Here is a 17,698-nt window from a genome sequence, read left to right on the forward strand (position 1 = left end):
CGCGCCCGCGCCGATGGCCCGAATGGCCGCCGCGCCCAAGGCCGAAAGCGTGCCGGTCCAAGCCGAAATTGCCGGTGCGTTGGCGGATCAATCGACGGCCAAACTCAGCAAGCGTGCGCCGGTTGCACTGCCGTCATTGGAGGAGGCGTTGCAGGAGATCGTGAACCTGCGCGCGGCCGGGGAAAGCAAAGCGGCGGATGAGAAGTTGCTGGCGTTGCACGCGCGCTTTCCCCAGGAAGACTTACCGGCGCGGTTGGAGATGTTGCAGCAGTAGTCAGAAGCTGGCGTGTGGGAAGCCCGCGCCAGTATCAAGCGACGCCGACGGGCTCAACGTCGGCCCAGTGTTCGCGTATCTCGAGAATGTCGGGTAGGCAGTCCATAAAAACCTCGACCAGTTCCGGATCGAAGTGTTGGCCGCTTTCCTGCTGGATTAACCCTGTGGCGTCTTCAACTGACCAGGCAGGTTTATAGGGGCGCACGCTGGTCAGAGCATCAAACACATCAGCCACGGCAACTATTCGGGCGGCATGGGGAATGTCTTCACCCGCAGTCCTGCTTGGGTAGCCGGTGCCGTTCCATTTTTCGTGATGGTTCTGCGCGATGATCTGCGCCATATGCAGCAGTCCAGAAGGGTGCTCACCGATGATCTTGGCACCGATAGACGTGTGCTGGCGCATGATGGTCCACTCGTGTTCAGTGAGCTTTCCCGGCTTTTGCAGGATCGCGTCGGGAATGCCTATCTTGCCAACGTCGTGCATGGGCGCTGCATGCAGCAAGTCTTCTGCTGCCAACCGGCTGTAACCCGCACCCAGGGCCAGCGTCTTGGCGTAGTGGCTCATGCGGATAACGTGCAGTCCAGTTTCGTTGTCCTTGAACTCGGCTGCGGTACCCAGCCGCTGAACGATCTGCAAACGTGTATCGCGTAGTTCTTGTGCCTGCACCAAGGACAGATGGGTGCGCACACGCGCTTTGACGATGCCGGGATTGTAAGGTTTGCTGATGTAGTCCACGGCCCCGAGCTTAAGGCCGAGCATCTCGTTGTCAGCCTCGGCCAGAGCACTGACGAAGATAATGGGGATAGAGGTCGTACTCGAGTCCTGCTTGAGCGCCGTGCAGACGTCATAGCCCGAGAGCCCGGGCATCATGATGTCGAGCAGGATCAGATCCGGCCGATCAGCCTGCGCCAGCTCTAGCGCCTTGTAACCGTCCTTGGCGAAGAGTAAGCGGTACTCATCTTGCAGCGTGTGGCGCAGCACCTGGAGATTGGTCGCTTCATCGTCGACCACCAGCAAGGTCTGGCGAGTGTCCTTCATGTACTTCATGCAATGGTCCTGCTCATGCTTGAGTTTCCAGGGTGTGGTCGGCAACGAGTTGCTGCAGCAGGGTTTGAGCTCGCCCAAACTCAAAAGCATCGACCGCCGTTCGCAAAACCTGAACGTGTGTATGTTCGCCCAGGCTCTCGAGCCCGGCGCAGACCTTGTCTAGCGCTGCGTCGTTCAATTCGTTGTGCGCAAGGCAGGCCAGCAGTTGGTGCATATGGGCTAGCAGTTCGGAAGCTGAGGGCTGGGCTAAGGGGCGTTGCTTCTCAACGAGTAGCGCGTTGCTGGCCTGTAATTCTCGGGTTACGGACGCTAGCAGAGTACGCAGCTCGGTGATTTGAGGGCGTGCCTCTTCATGCCTTCCTGTCCTGACCCTATCCTCCAGCGTGCTGGCCAGCTCGGCCACGGAGGGGAGCGATAAGTTGCCGGACGCCCCATGGATGCCATGTAGGCTGAGAAGTGTCGTCTCCCAGTCGATATCGGCGTCCGCGTCACCCGGCAACGGATGGTTTGTAGCCGCTGACTCCAGGAATTGCTTGAGTGCCTTGGCCAGTCGCTTTTCACTGCCCCATAGTGAGATGCCTGAGTTCCAATCGATCAGTGGGTGCGGTGCAAGGGTTTTATCGGTGTCGCCGGGGAGAGCGGGGGCGCGTTCGATCTTCAAGACCCCGGCGATCTCATCGAACAGTCGAGGTACGTCTAGCGGCTTGACCGCGAAACCGTCCATTCCGGCCTGCTGTGCGGTTTGTCGGTCTTCGGCCAACACGCTGGCGGTGAGCGCGATGATCGGGGTGTAAGGGCGAGCGTGTGTGCGCTCGTACTGACGGATAAGCCGCGTTGCCTGCAGGCCGTCAGTGCCTGGCATGTGCACATCCATCAAGATGAGATCGAAGTGATCGCTTATGAATTTCGCGACAGCTTCGCCACCATCGCGCGCAGCCACTACCTGATGTCCGCGGCCACTGAGTGTCAGGGTCAACAACTCGAGGTTTTGGGGCACGTCATCGGCGATCAGAATCTTCAGCGGTGGCAACACCTGCTGGGGCGCCGCAACCGGTGTCGCCTCGGGTTTTTGTCCGGTCGGCAGGGGCAGTTGCACATGGAAGATACTGCCATGTCCGAACTCGCTCACCACCTCAATACTTCCCCCCATCTGCTCGACCAACTGACGCGCAATAGTGGTGCCCAAACCGGTACCGCCGAAACGCCGGCTGATGGACGCGTCGGCCTGAGTAAACGGTGCAAAAATCAGTTCGATTTGCTGGGGCGTCATGCCAATGCCGGTGTCCGCGACTTTGACGTGCACCCTGGCATCCGTATAGCTAAATGAAACATCAACACCACCACGCTCGGTGAACTTGATGGCATTGCCGACAAGGTTGGTCAGGACTTGCAAGATTCGAAGGGGATCACCTTGAAAGTATTCAGGCATGTCGGTCGGGTAGTGCGGGGTGAGCGTCAGGTGCTTACTCTGCGCGCCCAAGCGCATTGAGGATTCGATCTGTAGAGCAAGCCCTTTGAGCGAAAAATCAATGGACTCCAGCGTCATGCTCCCATTTTCCATTTTGGTGGTATCAAGAATGTCGTTGATCAACCCGAGTAGCAGTCTGGATGATTGCCCCACGGTGTGCAGGTGGTTGCGCTGGATCGATGTCAGATCACCCTGGAGAAGTAACTCGGTGAAACCGATGATCGAGTTCATCGGTGTACGAATTTCGTGGCTCATATTGGCCAAAAAGGTGCTCTTGGCGATGGCCGCGCGTTCGGCGCGTTCAGCGGTCTCGCGTAATGAGGCTTCCAGCGTGTGGCGCTCGGTGATGTCGGTGACGAAACCGACAAACAGTAGCTCATTGGGCAGGTCTACCCGGCCGACGGCAAGCCGCATTGGCATCAGGCTGCCGTCCTTACGCAAGCCCATGACCTCCCGGCCGATGCCGATGATCTTCGGAGCACCCGTGGTCTTGTAGTTATGCAGGTAACCATCGTGCTGCGACTGATCGGGTTCGGGCATCAGCATATTGATGTTGCGGCCAATGGCTTCATCGGCGTTCCAGCCAAACAGCCGTTCCGCCGAATGGTTGAAACTTTGGATCAGGCCTCGGCTATCGATAGTGATAATGCCATCGACTGCGGTGTCTAGGATGGCATCCATGCGTGACTTGCTTTCCTCAATCTTGAGGTTGTTCTCTTCCATCGTTCGGTACAGCTTGCGTGAATGGATCAAGCCATTGAGTGCAAGCACCAGCACCGTCACCGTGACGGTGAACGTGGAAAGCGCGATAGACGCGAATGTAGTGTTAAGCAGAACACCTGGCGAGGTGCTGTTCGGCACACCGACGAACCGGACTGCTGCCATGCCGGTGTAGTGCATGCCAGCAATTGCCGACCCCAAGACGGTCCCACTGACCAGCAACCGTTGCATTGAGGTCAATGTGGTTCGTAGCAGTCGGTAATGCACCCACAAGGCGAACACGGCGAGGACGATCGCCAGCACGATGGAAAGCGTGAAGATGAGCGGGTCATAACGCATCTGCAATGATGTTTGCATCGCTGCCATGCCGCTGTAGTGCATCGCCCCGATACCTAAGCCCACCAGGGTGCCACTCATGACGAGATGCAATCCGGTGACGGTGGGACTTGCAAGCATGCGCAGAGCGAGCCAGGAAGCCACGCAAGCCGGCAGCAGAGAAAAAAGGGTCAGGCCGGTCGCGTAGTGGACGTGGGTATGCAGCTCGAACGCCAGCATGCCGATGAAGTGCATGGTCCAGATGCCACCGCCCAGGGCGAACGCACCTGTGCTGACAGCCATGTGTCGATGCAACGCGCTTTCGGCTTTGCGTGCAATCTGTGCGGTTTGCAGCGACATGGTGGCCGAAAAGATCGACACCAGGATAGATAGCACTACCAAGCCCGGATTGTGCGAGCCCGGCACGTAGAGTGCTGCGACCGGCGTGTCGATAAACAGGCTATAGAAACCCCCCATGTCGCGTTGACTCCTTAATGCGGAAGATGGTCGGTTAAAGGGCACAGAACCGGTGATTAGAAGCATCGGCGAGCGAGCTGAATTCTTGAGGGAGGGGCGACGATACGTGTTGCCAATGGGCTTGCAGGGTCGGGGCTGGCGGCGAGACGCAGCGTCTCACGGTCTCGTCGCCACTTCGTGCGGTCTGATATGACGCGTCTCATTCGAACGCGATCCCGGCCCTGCTTGGGTTTCCATCGGACCGCTCTAAGCAAGGGCTATTCAGGTGTTTTTGCGGATATGGCACCGGCCTTGCTCTGGCTCTGGTTACCAGCCCGACTGGCAACCCAATAATAAAAACAGGTGCCCGATGTCCAGCCCAGCCCCCTTTCCCTGTTCTGCCCGTGGCGGCGTCATGAGTCGTGTGTCGCTGACCGTTGGCATCACCCCGAGCAGGCCAATCGACTGATTCTGGACGTTGTGCAACCGCACTGACGCCCCTGCTGGCGGACGCTGGCGGGGCGCCAGGACCAACCGTTTCAAGGAGATTTCGCGATGACTCTTTCGATCAATCCGCAACGCAGCATGCGTGCCGCTGTCTGGCACGGCCGTAACGATATCCGCGTCGAAGACGTTCCGCTGCCCATTTCGCCGCCTGCGGGTTGGGTGCAAATCCGCGTGCAGTGGTGCGGAATTTGCGGGTCCGATTTGCATGAGTACGTGGCCGGGCCGGTGTTCATACCGGTTGACGCCCCGCACCCGCTGACCGGGATAAAGGGCCAGTGCATTCTCGGTCATGAGTTTTGCGGCGAGATCGTCGAACTCGGCGCCGGCGTGCAGGGCTTCAGCGTCGGCGAGCCGGTGGCGGCCGATGCGTGCCAACATTGCGGCACGTGCTACTACTGCACCCACGGGATGTACAACATCTGCGAGAACCTGGCCTTCACCGGGCTGATGAACAATGGTGCCTTCGCCGAACTGGTCAACGTGCCAGCCAACCTGCTGTACAAATTACCGGCGAACTTTCCGGCTGAAGCCGGGGCACTGATCGAACCGCTGGCCGTGGGCATGCACGCAGTGAAAAAAGCCGGAAGCCTGCTCGGGCAAAACGTGGTGGTGGTCGGTGCCGGCACCATTGGCCTGTGCACCATCATGTGCGCCAAAGCGGCCGGTGCCGCGCAGGTGATCGCGCTGGAAATGTCCGGAGCGCGCAAGACCAAGGCCCGCGAAGTAGGGGCGACCCACGTGCTCGATCCGAATGAGTGCGATGCCCTGGCCGAAGTACGACGCCTGACGGGCGGGCTCGGCGCGGATGTCAGTTTCGAATGCATCGGCAACAAACACACAGCCAAGCTCGCAATCGACCTGATCCGCAAGGCCGGCAAGTGCGTCCTGGTGGGAATCTTCGAAGAGCCCAGCGAGTTCAACTTTTTCGAGTTGGTGGCGACGGAAAAACAGGTAATGGGCGCACTGGCCTATAACGGTGAGTTCGCCGACGTGATCGCGTTTATCGCTGATGGACGGCTGGATATCACGCCGCTGGTGACGGGGCGCATTCAGTTGGAACAGATTGTGGGGCAGGGCTTTGAGGAGTTGGTTAAGAATAAGGAGCACAACGTGAAGATTATTGTGTCGCCTGCTCGGGTTTGAAGTGGGCGACGACCGTTCACTGATCGAGCCATCGCTTCGACCGCCGCTCCATGCTCCCGGTTGAGGACTGGCAAAAGCTCAATCGCACAAAAAAGCCCCGCCAGAGCATCACCCTGCGGGGCTTTTTATTAGCCTGCTGCTGTCACGGTTTTTTGCCGGCCGATTTGCCGTTCTCTTTAATATAATCGCCATAAAAAGCGGCCAGTAGCCACTAGACAACTGATGTATAGCCTCGTACCTTCAATCTAAACGCCCTGCGAAACCTTTCTTACGCCTCATTTGCTGGTGTGAAATAGCCAACCTAAAAACCGACGTATACCCGGATATTGAGGTAACAGGTTCGATGCAAGGGACACACTCAGAAAGCCTACCCAGGCGCGACGCCCGGCCAGAATTTTGGCAGCTTTCCATGCGTTGTTGCCAGTTGGCGGGTAGCGTAGACGTTGCCTTCTTTTTTATTTTTCTCATTCTGGGCTCGCCCATTTTGGCGTGGATAAACGTGGTCAGTGTGGCCATGTATGTCTATGCCTATCACGCCTTCAAGCAGCGACGAAATCGGCTGGCAGTTCTCCTGATACGCATTGAAGTACTTGTACACGCAGGGCTGGGCACCGTTCTAATCGGCTGGGGAAGTGGTTTTCACTATTTCTTGTTAATGTTTATTCCAGCCCTGTTCGTCAGTATGCGGGCCCGTAGCGCCTGGATATACGCCGGTTGGCTTTGGGCCTACTACGTAAGCCTGGATGTACTGATGTGGTTCGTAAGTCCTCTGCAACCCATCTCCTCCAATGCTCTGTTGGGTGTGCATGTTTTCAACCTGACAGTGGTGTTCTGCATGTTCAGCTATCTCGCGCTGTTCTATGTGGTCACGGTATCCCGCGCGCACAAGAGCCTGGCGCGCATGGCAACGACGGACTCATTAACTGGCCTATTCAACCGTCGGCACATGATTGCGCTGACCGAGAAAATTCTGGCACGACATCATAGGCGCCCCAGCAATCTCACCTTGATGTTGATGGATATAGATCACTTCAAGCAGGTCAATGATTTGCACGGTCACGATACCGGCGATCGTGTCCTCGAAGCGGTGAGTGAACTACTCAAATGTTCAATGCGAGAGCAAGACTTTATCGGCCGCTGGGGCGGCGAAGAATTTCTCTGCATATTGCCGGACACGGATTTTAGCCATGCAACTGATAGCGCAGAACGTATACGCAAGGCTGTGCAGGCGTTGGAGATTTACAGCAATGGCAAAAAAGTCAGCGTGACTCTGTCCATCGGCGTCACTCAATATCGCGTTGAGGAGGTGCTCAGCGACGCTATTGCACGGGCCGATTGCGCGCTCTACGAGGGCAAGTTAGCCGGACGCAACAGGGTCGAGGTAGTTGGGGTCTAGATCTCTGATTTCGGCCGATTCGGGTAGCCCAGCTTTTTTTGCCCATTCCACAAACCACCTGATCGACACCGAGCACGGCGTGGTCTTACTGCTTACGGGGCCGCGCCGATGCTAGCCGGCGTTCAGACAATCTAAACATCCGACTGTTTTCAGCAGGATCGTCCGATCGCTGCCTGTCGAGACGAACGGGAGTCGGCCCAGAGCTGACGCATGCGACAGACGCCTGTCGGCCTGGACCGGACTTTTGAGTGCGGGAATTGCCCCATTCTCATCTTCCAGACACGAGCGACTGCTATGCAGATACGTAAACTGACCTACGACGACCTGCCTCACGCGAGCGCTCTTTGCCTCGACGCGTTCATGATTGCGGTTGCGCCCTCGCTGTCGACGCAGGGTGTGGAGACCTTCGCCAAGGTGGCAGCGGCGCAGGCGTTTGCCGACCGTATGGAGGGCGACAACCTAATGCTGGTGTGTGTCGCGGATGGGGCGATAACGGGGCTGATTGAACTCAAGGAAGGGCGCCACGTGGCGATGCTGTTCGTCGCGCCGGGCTCGCAACGTAGGGGCATCGGCATGCGCCTGATGAGCGCTGCACTGGAGCAAGTCAGGGATGAGGTCGTGACGGTCAGGGCATCGTTGTCTTCGGTGGCAGCCTACGAAAGCTATGGATTCGCCCTGTCAGGAGACGTGGGCGAGTTCGCAGGGCTTATCTATCAGCCGATGGAGAAGCGGCTGCCTTGATTCTCGACAGTAGTGTTCGGCGTTTGATTTCAGTGCGCCTTACTTCCTGTATGCCTCCAGTTGTAGGGGTAGACAGGAACGGATAGCCAGAAACAAGAAAGCCCGCACAGGGCGGGCTTCTTGGGGTGTTTCGTAGACTGTCTGAGACAGCCCTGGACTGCTATATGGCCCGGCGTCGTTTGAACTGGGCGGTAAGATGCACGTATTTATTGGGTTTCTTTGGTGGTGCGTCGGTTAGGCATACACGTGGGCATACAGGGCGCAGTGTGCTGACGCCGTTAACGCTCTTTGTGAAGGCTCCATCGAAGCTCGTCGTGACCTAGATGCCGATGGGTGACTCGCTGTCTTCAATGGCCTATCCACGTTGAACCCTGTGGTCCTTTCGCCACCAGCACAACTACCGTGCTTTCGCTGCCTTGAGTAATTGGGTGAAGCTGTAAATTGCGAGGTGTATGTCATCTTGGGTATCTCCGTCCCACTCCTCAACCGTTTCTAACTCTGCTCGTAAAGCGCATTTAGGCGCGCCTGTCTGAAGAGGTAGCGCTCCTCAGTCCCAAAGTTGCTGTCACAGAGGTGGCGCACGTTACGTCCGCTTTTGGTCCAGAGTGTGTAAAAACGCTTCTTCAAAATTGAAGTGCGCGCTCTACGTTAAATCTGAAGTTTATCGTCACGTCAGCAGATGTGGGTTGCGCGTAGATGCGCGATTTCCATTATGGTTTTGAGTGCCTGTCGCGCTCGAAACTTGCTTATGCCGCATTGGCTGGTAGCAGCCTTTCTCGAGAGGCTGCAATCAGCCAAGAGTGAGCAGTCATTCAGCGTGTCAATGGAAGGAGATAGCATGCGTAATGCTGAAGGAGTGAGATTCTTAATCAGATCTCGCTTGAACTTTAGATAGTAACTTAATTGAATAATTGCACTGCGCTGGCTGTAGTGTGTAAACACCTTTCGGTGGACTAAATATGTTGATTCCATATCAGTGTTCTTTTCGTCGTATAGGTCTCATTGATTAATACGATGAAAATCTAGCCAGCGAGTGCTTGCATATTATGGGGCGCTAGTAAACTGCATGCAACTCTTTTTTCTCTAGCAAACTCATCATTGCCGCTTTGTCCCAGGAAGAACAGTATCTTACACCCTCTAAATCATGCGTGACCTGTAGTGCGTCATAACCAATCGTTAGGTGACTGGCCAAGCCCGTGCTCTCGAGAGCTCTCTTTACTAGGATCACTTTATCTTGCTCGTCCAAATATGGACATGTCGTAGCCTCGAAGAATAGGTAGGCCTTGATTGTTGAGGATTTAATATCACTCATGTCACTCAACGTGTCATGTATTGAAGAAATTACTCGCGAACGAATAACTGAATACGTCGGATTATCTTTAATGTAGTAGAGTAGAACTATTATTTCGAAATAGCTCAATGTCCTTTCTGAATTTATTTCAAAAATCGAATTCAAGTCTTTCGTGGATAGCATGTAGTCATCCCCGAGACAGCTGGATACAATCAACATATTTAGCGTTTCAAGTAATGTATCGTCTGAATACTGATGTGAAATCTTTGAAAACTCACTACTTTTGAAAAAATCTAAGCATCTACTGAATATCTGGCTTTTAATCAACGGTGCTTCCGCGGGTATAACCTTATCGCAAAATTCTGCTACAGCGGTCGTCATTTTACAGAGCTGGACCGAGCCGGAGTGACTTGGATTTACAGTAAAGAGGTGGAATAAAAGATCAACAATCACGATAAAAAAATCAGAAAATAGTGAGAGAGACTTTTTTTCAAAATTTCTTTTGTAGTTTCTCTTGCAGAATTTTATTGAGATATTTGTTAGCGCCTTTATTAGAAAGTTGCAAGCCATTGTGTATGAAGACGCATCATCAAGGCAGAGTGATTTTATTTCGTTAGCGAAAGAAATTATTATATGGTGCTTATTCATTAATCTTTTAGGGGAAAGTTTGTTATCGCTTTCGGTTTTTTCCAAAAGCTTTTCTTCCAGATTTTTTAAACGAGACTTAATCTCCAACATGACCTGCGTTTTCTTTGTTACAAATGGACGCCTAACTTTTGCGGTTTTCGATTTGTTAAGACTCAATTTGTATTTTTTTAAGCTTTTATCTACTGCCTCGTAAACTTTTAATGCCTCATGGTCGCTTCGTGAAAATACATAGATATCATCTACATATCTTCTTATCTCGTAATGCTCTCCTGATTCAAGCTTGTCAGCTTGTAGTATTTTTTTTATATCGCTATCTATTTTTTGAAAAATAATCTCAGCAAAAATTCGGCTTACTTCTGGGCCAATCAAAATTCCGGAAGAGTCGTTGTGATTAGATGTTTTCATTAGTCTATTGAAAACTGAGCCGAATGTATTTTTCACATCCGAGTTACTTTTGGAAAAATCTTTTTCTTGGTTTGACCAATTTATAGATTCAGTATAGATGCTGTCAAAACATCTACTAACATCGAGAGACCAAAAAACCGAAAACTTTCTCTCGAGCCTCATAAATTCGTAAGAATCAAAAAAATTATAAAGTCTACGGTAACCGTGATATGAGAAGTATGAAGTAAGATGTTTGTATTTCATCTCGTTTGTCACGTCAATCATTTTATCGCTTTTGTATTCATTTACCCATTGCATGTTATTCTTTTTATAATATTTGCTAGCGATCTTCTTTGGAGATCTAATGCTGAAGTCACTTAAACCGCACAAGTTTATTATTTTGTACTGAAATTCTTTGTAAAAGCTGACTATTTCATTCTGAGAGGCTGGATGGAGTAGCGATAGCTCACGAAAAGACTCGCTATCTTTCCTTATTTTATATGGCATTGGGACGGTATATACCGTCTGATCTTTTATTATTATTTTGTCAATTAGTAACTTGGTTGTAGGGTGCTCAACCTTTGTATGACCAGAAGATATTTTTAATAATCGGTATATCCCAACATTTTCAAAGATTATAGGGACTTCGTAAGGGCATGTCTCAGTTAATACTACGCGTTCATAGTCGGTTTTACGTACACGCATCACTTTATTATTCATGGCTACTTGTTCCAATGCATACGTATTTTGGCCAACTCTTTGTAGGTAAAAGAGTAGTATGTAACATTTTTATAGCCATTCAAAAAGCTAAACCCGGATAGTTTTCTTCTTTCATTAAGTAGAAGTGAGGCCGAGAGCTTTTTAAATAAAGGATGCCCTTGAGAGAAAAGAGCTCGCTGGAATGTTCTATCTAGGTCCGCTAAGCGACAGTTATTTTTTGGTGTTCTATGGTGATAGTTAAAATATATGCCTGTTTTTATTATTACATTGGTTCCTGATGAGTTAATTTCATAGTTCCCAGTTAATGCTTTCAATCTCTTCTCTAAGAGCTTGAAGTCACCTAAGCCTTTTGCGGATGAACAGTATGATAAAAGCGAACTAAATAGTCGGGACTTCATTCTTTTGATTTTGTTTTTTGAGATTTCAACTTCTACTTTTCTCTTGACTCTAAAATCGGTGCTTTGAAGGTATGTGTTGAATATTTTGAATTCGTAACCAAGATAATTCAAAGTTTCAAACTTTTCTATCCGCCGTTTGTCTTTGTCAAGAATCTCGGATTTGCCTATTTGTATATCCGATCTCTTTCCATCGTCATGTAAAGTCAAGTCACTGCTTAAAAATTCTTTTACAAAGTTCGTAGTTTCATCCGCTTTGTCATTTGACGTTAGTATTATAATGTCGTCTACGAAGCGCGCGTAAAAATTTACGTGTTCCAATCGCCTAAGTTTAGTGTCAAAGTTTCTGAGATAAATTTCAGAGAGATATGCACTTATATCTAGTCCTCGCGGTAGTCCTTTTACATTATCCAGATCCAAAGCGCGGAATAAAATTTTTATTAGGTTTAATGTCCTTAAAGAACAGAGAGATTCATCCTCAAGCATTGTGAGGATAGCTGAACGATTAATGCTTTCGTAAAAGCTCTTGATGTCGTACCTGTGGGCTCTATAAGGGGTGCCATCTTGAAGCGAGGAAATTAGTGCGGAGATTATTTCGCTTCTATTAGGCTGTTTGATTCTTGCATTGAGTTCTAGGTTTCTTATTATAAGTTTAGATGCTACTTTGGCATCCTCGGTCGTGTAAGTTAGTACAGTCTTATTATTGAGTGTGAAGCTTTTAGTTGCGTTGCAAAATACCGTGCCAGCGTCAATTTTTTTTAATATTTCGCTTGCGACTGATTCATAATCTGCTTTAGCATCTGAGGAGTCGGCATTCCGATTTCGCGCAATAAATCTAGCAAGATTTCTTGTAGTAAACGGCGACTCAATCAATTTCAACCACTCCTGTTAGTCACGTACCGAGAAAACCATGTCAGCGGAAGATACCAATTGCGATGCTTTGAGGCAAATGATTTCTAAGACAGTCGCAGCTAGATTCCAGGCGAGCCGGCGTTTAGACTTTCATAATAAATTATCTTTATTTAGTATTTCACTGTTTTCAATAATACTTATTTTAGTTGCGCTTCTCCAACTGGTAGAGTTTGATTTTTCTTTTGGTAGCGTGGCTGTTAATATTGGGCAGGTCTTCCTGTCAATAGTTATTCTCTGTTTTTCTATTGCTATAAGCATGAGCGATTTTAGTCTAAAGTCCTCCAAGCATCATGAATGTGGAGTTCAGCTAAATGAATTGGTTTATAAGCTTATGAATAAGTGGGGTGTTACTCTCTCTGATCAAGAGTACGAACAAAGGTTAAGTGAATATTTTAACATATTGAGCAAATTCGAAAATCACACCGAAACTGATAACAGTAGAGTCAATAAAAGAACTGAATATGTAGAGGGTACGGATTTTAGGTACTATAGTGGATTTTCGCTATATTTCTTACTGATATTTGTCTCTCTCGGATGGTTCTTTGTCCTCATCGCGAAGGCAGTATTGCGCTGACATTTTAAGATGTTTTTGTTTAAGTTTGGCAGAATTATTAATTGTCACAGTTTCTATTGTCTCAAGTGGCAAATTAGCGGTGAAGTGGGAGTTAATTTAAAACTCTCTTGATTTGCTAAGTGTTTCAGAGTGTCAGCTTTTGGGCGAGAGTGGTTAAGCCCAAGGTAGCTATAGACCATAAGTCGGGAAAGTCTGGAGCCTTGTTTTAAGGATAGGATCTAGCAAAGCGGAAGCTGCTCAGGCTTCCGCCTCTTCATCACCTGCTCTTTCTTTTGAGCTGGAGGTCAATGAAATCAAGCTCTGCCTTGATTGCATCAATCGTGAGCGTCTCAACTTTAGTGTCTTTGGTTTCTCTTCTGTTGAGTTTTTTCATGCCAGCCATGCCGACAATTATCCCGTTCAAATGCATCTTTCGGGCCTTCAGGTAATCAGGCATCTGAGCGCTGTTCTGTAGTGGTTTATTCATGGTTCGGCCGATGGTAGACCCGAAGCAACATGCCCTCGCCGGTTGCTTCGGGGTAGGTTTCAGTACGCCTCACTTCCTGTATGCCTCCAGTTATAGGAATCTCAAAGCCTACAAATGGGCATACACGGCGGGAAGTTATAGGGGTAGACAGGAACGGATAGCCAGAAACAACAAAGCCCGCACAGGGCGGGCTTCTTGGGGTGTTTCGTAGACTGTCTGAGACAGCCAGAAACTAGTATGTGGTGCACCCGGCGGGATTCGAACCCACGACCCCTGCCTTCGGAGGGCAGTACTCTATCCAGCTGAGCTACGGATGCTTGTGCGGGCGCCATCATACCCATGTCGACCTTGGGCGTCCATGCTGGTTTTTGGCCGTTGGCGGGTAGGAATTGTCTGTGTCGGGGCTCTGCGCCGGGCGCGATGGCGCGATGGCGGGAAACCGGGCTGAAGGTCGCTGATCCGATAAATCCGGCAAATGTGCGGTTTTTGTTCTTTTTTTCGAACATCCTATTGCCCTATACCCCCATTGATCCTAGGATTCGTTTGAGATTTCAAACGCTCTGTCTCCCGTGCGCTATCCACTTGCTTGCACGCTGGGGCTGATTTCCCTGACGGCAGCCCACAAGGCGCCTTTCAAAAACTCTAATTCGCTCCGCGCGCGCGCGGTGCTGTTAAGGAAAGCCGACATGCAGCTTAAAGATGCCCAGTTGTTCCGCCAGCAAGCCTTTATCGATGGGGCTTGGGTCGATGCGGACAACGGTCAGACCATCAAGGTCAACAACCCCGCCACGGGCGAAATTCTCGGCACCGTGCCGAAGATGGGCGCCGCTGAAACCCGCCGCGCCATCGAAGCCGCCGACAAGGCGCTGCCGGCCTGGCGTGCGCTGACCGCCAAGGAGCGCGCCAACAAGCTGCGCCGTTGGTTCGAGCTGATCATTGAGAACCAGGAAGACCTGGCCCGTCTGATGACTCTGGAACAGGGCAAGCCGCTGGCCGAAGCCAAGGGCGAAATTGTCTACGCCGCGTCCTTTATCGAGTGGTTCGCCGAAGAAGCCAAGCGCGTCTACGGTGATGTGATTCCCGGCCACCAGCCGGACAAGCGTCTGATCGTGATCAAGCAACCGATCGGCGTGACAGCCGCGATCACGCCGTGGAACTTCCCCGCTGCGATGATCACGCGTAAAGCCGGCCCGGCCCTGGCCGCTGGTTGCACCATGGTACTCAAGCCTGCATCGCAAACGCCGTTCTCCGCGTTCGCCCTGGCTGAATTGGCCCAGCGTGCCGGCATTCCGAAAGGCGTGTTCAGCGTGGTCTCCGGCAGCGCCGGCGATATCGGCAGCGAGCTGACCAGCAACCCGATCGTGCGTAAATTGTCCTTCACCGGCTCGACCGAAATCGGTCGCCAGTTGATGGCCGAATGCGCCAAGGACATCAAGAAAGTGTCCCTGGAACTGGGCGGCAACGCGCCGTTCATCGTGTTCGACGACGCTGACCTGGATAAGGCCGTCGAAGGCGCGATCATCTCCAAGTACCGCAACAACGGCCAGACCTGTGTCTGCGCCAACCGTCTGTACGTTCAAGACGCGGTGTATGACGCGTTCGCTGAAAAACTCAAAGTGGCGGTGGCCAAGCTCAAGATCGGCAACGGTCTGGAAGACGGCACCACTACCGGCCCGCTGATCGACGGCAAAGCTGTGGCCAAGGTCCAGGAGCACATTGCTGATGCCCTGGCCAAAGGCGCTACGCTGCTGGCGGGTGGCAAGGTCATGGAAGGTAACTTCTTCGAGCCGACCATCCTGATCAACGTGCCAAAAAACGCCGCTGTGGCGAAGGAAGAAACCTTCGGCCCGCTGGCGCCGCTGTTCCGTTTCAAGGACGAAGCCGAAGTGATCGCGATGTCCAACGACACCGAGTTCGGTCTGGCTTCCTACTTCTATGCTCGCGACCTGAGCCGTGTGTTCCGTGTGGCCGAAGCCCTGGAATATGGCATGGTCGGCGTCAACACCGGGTTGATCTCCAACGAAGTGGCACCGTTCGGCGGCATCAAGGCTTCGGGGCTGGGCCGTGAGGGTTCCAAGTACGGGATCGAGGATTACCTGGAAATCAAATACCTCTGCCTGGGCATCTAAGCCCGGCAAGGCATTGCTGCAAGCGCAAAGGGCACGAGAGCGCTGACCCTTTGCGCGTTTTACATCGTTATTCGTAGTGGCCGGGAACGCTGTGGCAGTCGATCATCGCATGCTGCCCTAGTTGCCTCCCCGCCACGTATTCCTTGGACCACGCCACCCGATGAGTGGCGAATGAGGACTTTATGAGCAAGACCAACGCTTCTTTGATGAAACGCCGCGAAGCCGCTGTACCACGCGGTGTTGGCCAGATTCACCCGATCTTCGCCGAATCCGCGAAGAACTCCACGGTGACCGACGTTGAAGGTCGCGAGTTCATCGACTTCGCCGGCGGTATCGCCGTGCTGAACACCGGTCACGTACACCCGAAAATCATCGCGGCCGTGACCGAGCAGCTGAACAAGCTGACCCACACTTGCTTCCAGGTACTGGCCTACGAGCCTTACGTGGAACTGTGCGAAAAAATCAACGCCAAGGTCCCAGGTGATTTCGCCAAGAAAACCCTGTTGGTCACCACCGGTTCCGAAGCCGTTGAGAACGCCGTGAAAATCGCCCGCGCCGCCACTGGCCGTGCCGGCATTATCGCGTTCACCGGCGCGTACCACGGTCGCACCATGATGACCCTGGGCCTCACCGGTAAAGTCGTGCCTTACTCGGCCGGCATGGGCCTGATGCCAGGCGGCATCTTCCGCGCGCTGTTCCCGAACGAGCTGCATGGCGTGAGCGACGACGACTCCATCGCCAGCATCGAACGCATCTTCAAAAACGATGCCGAGCCGCGTGATATCGCTGCCATCATCATCGAGCCGGTGCAGGGCGAAGGCGGTTTCTACGTCGCGCCTAAAGCCTTCATGAAGCGCCTGCGCGAACTGTGCGACAAGCACGGCATCCTGCTGATCGCCGACGAAGTGCAAACCGGTGCCGGCCGTACCGGTACGTTCTTCGCCATGGAACAGATGGGCGTGACTGCCGACCTGACCACCTTCGCCAAATCCATCGCCGGCGGTTTCCCGTTGGCCGGTGTGTGCGGCAAGGCCGAATACATGGACGCCATCGCGCCAGGTGGCCTGGGCGGCACCTACGCCGGTAGCCCGATCGCTTGCGCCGCGGCCCTGGCCGTGTTGGAAGTGTTCGAAGAAGAACACCTGCTGGATCGCTGCAAAGCCGTCGGCGAGCGTCTGGTCACCGGCCTCAAGGCCATCCAGGCCAAGTACCCGGTGATCGGCGACGTGCGTGCCCTGGGCGCGATGATCGCGATCGAGCTGTTCGAAGGTGGCGACAGCCACAAGCCAAACGCCGCTGCCGTCGCCTCCGTGGTGGCCAAGGCGCGTGAGAAGGGCTTGATCCTGCTGTCCTGCGGCCCTTACGGCAACGTGTTGCGCGTACTGGTTCCGCTGACCGCGCCGGATGCGCAGTTGGACAAAGGCTTGGCAATCATCGAAGAGTGCTTCTCCGAGCTGTAAGCACGGGCTGAACCGATCGATAGAAAAAACCCGCTTCGGCGGGTTTTTTTGTGCCCGATACAGCACATTCAGCGGTTGTTCGTTGTTCGTTGTTCGTTGTTCGTTGTACGTTGTACGTAGGACACCGCATTGTCTAAGGTGCAGGCATTGCGGATGGAGCGTGCTGGATGAGTGCTGTTGATTTGCCCGCTGTACCCCGAGTGTTGATTGCCGAGGCAGACCCTTGGTCGCGGGACCTGCTCAAGCAGGTGCTGTTGAATGTTCGCTGTGACGCACGGTTGGATGTGTGTGCCGATGGCCGGCAAGCGGCTACGCTGCTGCGCGACAATGCCTACGACCTGATCATGGCGGATTGGGACCTGCCGGGCATCGATGGCCTGAGCCTGTTGCGCACCGTGCGCCAGCAGCGTCGTTCGCCCGCGCTGCCGTTCATCCTGCTCAGTAGCCGCAATGACAGCGCCAGCGTGCGTGAGGCCTTGCCCCTGGCGCCCACGGCGTATCTGACCAAACCCCTGAACATGGAAGGCCTGACCCAGCGCCTGCAAGACCTGCTGCTCAACGAAGGCGAAAGCGTGTACTGGCAGGCGATCCGACGCAATACCAGCAGCCTGACGCCGTACTACCTGCTGGCGGCCGTCGATCACCGCATCG

At 52.9% G+C, this 17,698-nt stretch carries 12 protein-coding genes, 1 tRNA gene and 1 pseudogene; 8 read left to right on the forward strand and 6 right to left on the reverse strand.

The genetic code is table 11. The features are described 5' to 3' along the window. Positions 1–274 (forward strand): annotated as a pseudogene (locus L9Z73_RS11230) (hypothetical protein); the annotation flags it as partial. A gap of 34 nt (positions 275–308) precedes the next feature. Here the strand turns inward: L9Z73_RS11230 and L9Z73_RS11235 are convergent. Then, entirely contained in the window at positions 309–1,322 is a 1,014-nt protein-coding gene (locus L9Z73_RS11235; RefSeq protein ID WP_247400158.1) for a response regulator, read from the reverse strand. A gap of 13 nt (positions 1,323–1,335) precedes the next feature. Continuing rightward, positions 1,336–4,302 carry an MHYT domain-containing protein gene (locus tag L9Z73_RS11240; protein ID WP_247400160.1) on the reverse strand — a complete coding sequence of 989 codons (2,967 nt, stop codon included), beginning with the start codon at positions 4,300–4,302 and terminating at the stop codon, positions 1,336–1,338. A gap of 564 nt (positions 4,303–4,866) precedes the next feature. Here L9Z73_RS11240 and L9Z73_RS11245 point away from each other — a divergent pair. From L9Z73_RS11245 to L9Z73_RS11255, 3 genes are all read left to right on the forward strand, one after another. After that, entirely contained in the window at positions 4,867–5,931 is a 1,065-nt protein-coding gene (locus L9Z73_RS11245) for a 2,3-butanediol dehydrogenase (protein ID WP_247400187.1), read from the forward strand. 343 nt (positions 5,932–6,274) lie between these two features. Beyond that, a complete protein-coding gene (locus tag L9Z73_RS11250) occupies positions 6,275–7,327 on the forward strand; it encodes a GGDEF domain-containing protein (RefSeq protein WP_247400170.1) in 1,053 nt (350 codons plus the stop codon). 294 nt (positions 7,328–7,621) lie between these two features. Beyond that, positions 7,622–8,068 (forward strand): GNAT family N-acetyltransferase, encoded by a 447-nt coding sequence (locus L9Z73_RS11255; RefSeq protein WP_247400172.1) that lies wholly within the window; start codon positions 7,622–7,624, stop codon positions 8,066–8,068. Positions 8,069–9,122: 1,054 nt separating this feature from the next. Here L9Z73_RS11255 and drt3b read toward each other — a convergent pair. Then, positions 9,123–11,111, reverse strand: coding sequence for an antiviral reverse transcriptase Drt3b (gene drt3b / locus L9Z73_RS11260; protein ID WP_247400174.1), 1,989 nt, complete (start codon positions 11,109–11,111; stop codon positions 9,123–9,125). A 2-nt stretch (positions 11,112–11,113) separates the two neighbouring features. Beyond that, entirely contained in the window at positions 11,114–12,379 is a 1,266-nt protein-coding gene (drt3a, locus tag L9Z73_RS11265; RefSeq protein WP_247400176.1) for an antiviral reverse transcriptase Drt3a, read from the reverse strand. A gap of 37 nt (positions 12,380–12,416) precedes the next feature. Here drt3a and L9Z73_RS11270 point away from each other — a divergent pair, with 37 nt between their 5' ends. Further along, positions 12,417–12,992 (forward strand): SLATT domain-containing protein, encoded by a 576-nt coding sequence (locus L9Z73_RS11270; RefSeq protein ID WP_247400178.1) that lies wholly within the window; start codon positions 12,417–12,419, stop codon positions 12,990–12,992. Between the two features lie 256 nt (positions 12,993–13,248). On the opposite strand, the gene L9Z73_RS11275 is transcribed toward L9Z73_RS11270, so the two are convergent. Beyond that, positions 13,249–13,428, reverse strand: a complete 180-nt coding sequence (locus L9Z73_RS11275; protein WP_430624281.1) for a hypothetical protein — start codon at positions 13,426–13,428, stop codon at positions 13,249–13,251. Positions 13,429–13,698: 270 nt separating this feature from the next. Further along, a tRNA-Arg gene (locus L9Z73_RS11280) sits at positions 13,699–13,775 on the reverse strand. A gap of 369 nt (positions 13,776–14,144) precedes the next feature. Between L9Z73_RS11280 and gabD the strand changes: the two genes are divergently transcribed. From gabD to L9Z73_RS11295, 3 genes are all read left to right on the forward strand, one after another. Further along, positions 14,145–15,587, forward strand: a complete 1,443-nt coding sequence (gene gabD / locus L9Z73_RS11285; RefSeq protein WP_247400181.1) for an NADP-dependent succinate-semialdehyde dehydrogenase — start codon at positions 14,145–14,147, stop codon at positions 15,585–15,587. Positions 15,588–15,769: 182 nt separating this feature from the next. After that, the gene (gene gabT, locus L9Z73_RS11290; RefSeq protein WP_247400183.1) at positions 15,770–17,047 is read left to right on the forward strand and encodes a 4-aminobutyrate--2-oxoglutarate transaminase; all 1,278 of its coding nucleotides are present in this window, start codon (positions 15,770–15,772) and stop codon (positions 17,045–17,047) included. Positions 17,048–17,214: 167 nt separating this feature from the next. After that, positions 17,215–17,698: response regulator (locus tag L9Z73_RS11295; RefSeq protein ID WP_247400185.1), on the forward strand; the 484-nt coding region annotated here is incomplete at its 3' end.

The organism is Pseudomonas emilianonis (assembly GCF_023072625.1).
Taxonomy (GTDB): domain Bacteria; phylum Pseudomonadota; class Gammaproteobacteria; order Pseudomonadales; family Pseudomonadaceae; genus Aquipseudomonas; species Aquipseudomonas paraveronii.